Annotated in this window: 3 protein-coding genes; all 3 read right to left on the bottom strand. The window is 35.1% G+C overall.

Annotation, left to right across the window (positions count from 1 at the left end; translation table 11 throughout):
• Positions 1-226: 226 nt before the first annotated feature.
• Genes ACI4OH_RS01425 through ACI4OH_RS01415 form a run of 3 tightly spaced genes read right to left on the bottom strand, consistent with a single transcriptional unit; the run spans position 227 to position 3757 of the window.
• Positions 227-808, bottom strand: a complete 582-nt coding sequence (locus ACI4OH_RS01425; RefSeq protein ID WP_435721121.1) for an RpnC/YadD family protein — start codon at positions 806-808, stop codon at positions 227-229.
• Positions 809-815: 7 nt separating this feature from the next.
• Entirely contained in the window at positions 816-3146 is a 2331-nt protein-coding gene (locus ACI4OH_RS01420; protein ID WP_439784001.1) for a P-loop NTPase fold protein, read from the bottom strand.
• Positions 3143-3757 (bottom strand): hypothetical protein, encoded by a 615-nt coding sequence (locus tag ACI4OH_RS01415; protein WP_432647801.1) that lies wholly within the window; start codon positions 3755-3757, stop codon positions 3143-3145. The genes ACI4OH_RS01420 and ACI4OH_RS01415 overlap by 4 nt, the downstream gene beginning before the upstream one ends.
• Positions 3758-4346: the final 589 nt, after the last annotated feature.

The following is a 4346-nucleotide window of genomic DNA, read 5'->3' as shown; positions in this document are numbered from 1 at the left end:
TCGTCACGCTCTACCTCCTGACCAGCTTCCAGCGCTCCATGGACCGCTTCACGGATGAGCTGGGGCAGCTGGTCAAAGAGCTGCATGAACAACAGCGGGCCTGCTGAGAATCGGCCAGACGTAACAACATATTCCTCCATCGCACAGAGTCCCCACAGCGAAATGAACGCTGTGGGGACTCTTCGTATACTGATATAATGAAATGAATCACGATTCATTTTCCTGATCAAAATGCCAAGCCATTATCCCGCGCAAGTTTCTGTACCTCTTTCAAAGAAAGCTGCGTAGTTTCCGCGATAAAGTCTACCGGCATTCCCTTTCGCAATAGGGACAAGGCAATTCCTAAGATCGCACGTCTTTTATCTGCCCGCCCTTCAGCAAGGCCTTCCTCGCGGCCCTCAGCACGGCCTTCCGCACGGCCTTTTGCAACGCCATCTTCTTCAGCGATTTCAAGAGCGCGTTTCTGATCCCATTTGAAGTTCACCATGTCGAACACCTCTTTCTCATTTTCTGCAAAATAATCCGCCATGAGGTCGTGGGTCCTGCAATAAGCAATGGCCCGACGGATCGCCTGTGTCAGATTCTGACTCTCTGCATAATAATCGCGGGTCTTCTGCACAAAAATACTGTAACAGCGGCAGGCATAGCCGGTCTCTTCTCTCCCAGAATCACGGCTACCTGGTCCGGAGCCGCTCCTGCCAGCGGTCGCAGAGTGGGAACCGTCTTGTGACAAGCGAATGTTGTTTTTAATAGGAATCCTATCATCCTGTCTATATATGCAAATATGTAAAAATATTTGCAACAACATAAAATGTCTATTTCTCTGATAGCAACTGAATAACCTGATCCCAGTTGAGTAAGTCTTTTTCACGAGCAGCAAATATATCATCTTGTAACTGTTTCTTTTCATCAGCATCAGTAGAAAGGTTTTTCTTTCGCTCTAAAAAATTTTTAAAATCATCATCTGGCGAATAAGAAAAATTTATATTTATTGGATTATATTTTATGGGATTTGTGTGCCTGATAGATTCATTCAATACCTTACAGGCTTTACATATGTTTTCAAATGTCATTTCAGTCTTTTGATGATTTGATAAATCTACACGTTTTCTTATGTCTTTGACACGTTGATCTATTCGTAAAAGAATGTAAGAATATCTTTCTTTCTTATCATCTTTCCATATACTTATATCATAATATGAACGTTCAAGATATCCTAATCGTACACACGCTCTAATAAACACAGACATAAAATCAGTAAAATAATCTTCTGAAAGGAAATTTCCCACAACTTTAAGATTTGCAATTTGCCTCATGACTAAAGAAAATACTTTATCCTTTTGCAGACTTGCATAACGTACAACCCTAAAATAGTCCCATGTCAACAGATTCTTTTCACGTCGTTTCTCATTAAAAAGATTTAGTAATTTACATTCTTCATCTGGTGTGAAAGGAACAAGATGAGAGGCATCTAAAACATCCTCAAAATATGAGTGACCAAAATAATTAATCGTTGTATATCCATCTATGCGTTCATTCAAATAGAACGATTTCCCCAATATTTCTTCCCAGGCTTGATATTGTTCCTCTATCAAATCCTTAGTAAGAACTTCTCTCTTTATTTTTTTTATGATTGTCTCTCTATTTGTCTCCGGATGATTTCCTGCTGAAATAATATTATGATAAATACGATCCAATTTTAAATTATATTCTTCATTTTTTTGCTCAATCAAATGCTTTTTCATTTCAGAGCAATTATTAGGGAATATTATTATTTGTTGATATCCTAAGAAGTCGAGTATGGACATTATTTTCCTATTCTCTCCGTATGAAAGAAATTCATTCCTATCTTGTTCAAAATTTTGTTCTTTAATTATATCACTTAAATAATATTTATTTAAACAGTTGCTTTTGCTATATTTCAATTCATTATAAATTCTAAACAAGGAAGAAATTTTTATATAGCAATCTGGCAATATGTGTTTTAAATATAACAAACGTATCAATAGCTTTTTATTATCTGAATTCTTATAAAAATCGTATCCAGAAATCATTGATATAATTTCTTCTATCCAAAGCCGAATATTTCTCGGAGTATAACTTACTTCCTCTAACATCTTACTCATTGGCGATTCATGAAAATAAGATTGTTCCATTTGTATTTTCTCTAACAAATCTTGATTTTGGCTAGACGAAATTTTTAGATCATCAGCAGATAAAATGTGCGTATCTACTTTTAGTTCACATAATACCATAACCACAATCTCGAGAAAATCCAATTCCGTTAATTTCATTGAATATGGAATATACTTTTCTAGATAATTTATATCTATCCCTAGGCTAGCCATTCTGCTATAATCATATTGATAAATGATTTTAATATGAGAATTGCTAAGCCGTTCGTTAATCGCTAGTATCTGCTTTATTATTTTATCATCATCAATACGATCAAGATCTTCATAGATGATAATTAAGTCTTTTCTCATATTTCCAAGCTGTATTTTAAATTTTTTTAGGCTTTCTGCTGCTCCTTCATTTTTATCCAGAAAAAAATTAATAATACTACGGAAATCTTTTTGGCTATCAAATAATGCATTCACCGATTCTGACTGCAAAGATAAGATACCATCCTTCTTTAATACCTTATCTAATTCATGAAACAATACTGGTATTAATTGGTCCACTTTACAGGTCAAAACACTTATTTCTATAATATAATAATTTTGGGATATGTCTTCTTCGTTTTGTAATTGTGATAAGAGAAAAGTTTTACCCATTCCCCATTTTGCATCGAGTCCAATAATGTTTGCTGTCTCCAGAAATTTTTTCAATCGCTGCAGATCACGATGTCGTTTTGGAAAAAGTTCTGGTTTAAACGGTAGATTTTTCTTTCGTAGATTTCTTTTTGATAGACACGACCCAATTGAAAGACAAACTCGGATACAAAAGAAAATAATCCATAAAGCAATAGCATCAGATTCAATTTTATTGATAATGAACCAGCCATTACTATACGAAACAGAAATTATTATAGCTAATATTCCGATCAATACTATAGTGGTTTTTCCGCTTCGTACAGGATCATAAGAGATAAGTAAATATATCGAGAAAAGATATACTATAAAAAATATCATCATATCACTCATCCCTTATGACTTATGTTTTTGTATGATATTATAAGACAAATTACAATAATCGATGCGATGAACAAAAGAAGATAGCCATATGAGATATCTACATTGAATATCTGTATTAATGATAACAATAAGAATACAAACCCGATAAATAGTCCTACATATATACAGATAATAAGCTGCTTCAATATCTCATCATATGCATCTGACCTTTTCGAATAAACAAGATTATCAAAATCCCCATTATTAACACCAGCATTTATTCTTGGTAATTGTGAAATCAAATCTACATAATATGCATCCAGTGATAGGTAATGAATGCCATATGATATCAAAGATAAAAACAATGTCAGAATGAAGATACTAAGTGAAATAATGATATATCTGCTAGTATCTTGAGAAATCAAATTAGATTGCTCGAGATATAAGAGATATATAACAGCTATACATAAGGTTAAAAAAGTACTGGTCCCACTAACAAGTAAAGTTGTTTTAAAGGTTTTCGTTCCCGCTTGTATCAAACTTCTAAAAGCTATCTCTTTATCTCTGTACATATTTCTTAATTTGGCAGAATACTCTATTTTCCGCATTTCTTCTGTTATGTCTTTTTTATTCGCATCCATTACGAATATCCCCTTCGTATCATTCGCAAAAACACTCTCAGTTTTAATAGAATAGTATTATTGTCTATAATGTTAAAGAGATTTATATGCAGGTTTTTCCCTCGCAATCTTTCTGGTGAAATATCTCATCACCAAATCAACTTAAATCTTATTTTTCATCCGACTATCATAATAAACGTCTTTCCACATGGATACGGTCCAAATAGTATAGATATCATCTTATATATCTGCATAATTATAATCTGGTATGCCGTAAACAACGTACATATATGAATAATATATACAAACAATATGCATATTTACAGAGAAAAGCCGGTCAGGCATAACAACATGTCCAGTCCAGCCACAATCCCACGCATTGAAACAAAATGCTGCGGAAGATTTTCGTGTGTCTGTATAGTTCATCGGCAGCGGGCAAATTTCGGCAAAGGATGAGCAGCGGCAGGCAGTGCCAGTTTCTTTTCTGCCAGTATCACGGTTTCCTGCCCCGGAAGGGCGGTACAGCAGCACCGGTCCGGAGCTGCTCCTGCCAGCGGTCGCAGAGCGGGAACAGCCTTGTGACAAGCGGACGTTCCAAGAGCACGATCCG

The organism is Mitsuokella apri (assembly GCF_051886055.1).
Taxonomy (GTDB): domain Bacteria; phylum Bacillota; class Negativicutes; order Selenomonadales; family Selenomonadaceae; genus Mitsuokella.
The sequence above is the reverse complement of the archived record's forward strand: the minus strand, read 5'-3'. Positions and strand labels throughout refer to the sequence as shown.